We start from the raw sequence: 505 nt of genomic DNA, 5'->3' as shown, positions 1-505 counted from the left end.
TGCAACCGACGACTACTTACCCTTCTATCAAGATTACCCAATCAAGCAATCAATCATGGGACACGTTCACATCAGACACCAAATAAAGCAAGGCAATCAACATTTTATCAGTAATAGTCTCGCCTATGAACGCGAATGGCGCCATAACGACCTCTACCAAGAAATCGACCAGGCCATGTTTATAAAGTACGTTTAAACCTTCCTTTTTTGAAAACAACCACAAAAAAACCAGCAGCCAAAGCTACTGGTTTTTTCATCTTGCATGGCAACGTCCTAGTCTCACAAGGGGAAACCCCCAACTACATTCGGCGCTAAGAAGCTTAACTTCTGTGTTCGAGATGGGAACAGGTGTGTCCTTCTTGCCATCATTACCACACAATATTTATCTGAGCTTTTGTTCGCTCAAAACTGAATCTGTAAGTCGTCTACCATTCCATCATACAATCTTATATCCATTGGATAAGTCCTCGACCGATTAGTACTAGTCCGCTCCATACATCGCTGT

At 42.4% G+C, this 505-nt stretch carries 1 rRNA gene and 1 pseudogene; one reads left to right on the top strand and one right to left on the bottom strand.

Features of this window, described 5'->3' with window-relative positions:
- Positions 1–196: pseudogene (locus ACRCJ0_RS19550) on the top strand (metallophosphoesterase); the annotation flags it as partial.
- Between the two features lie 64 nt (positions 197–260).
- On the opposite strand, the gene rrf reads toward ACRCJ0_RS19550, so the two are convergent.
- Positions 261–376: ribosomal RNA gene (rrf, locus tag ACRCJ0_RS19545) — 5S ribosomal RNA — on the bottom strand.
- Positions 377–505 lie beyond the last annotated feature (129 nt).

The sequence above is a fragment of the Aerococcus sp. L_32 genome (assembly GCF_050689315.1).
The sequence above is the reverse complement of the archived record's forward strand: the minus strand, read 5'-3'. Positions and strand labels throughout refer to the sequence as shown.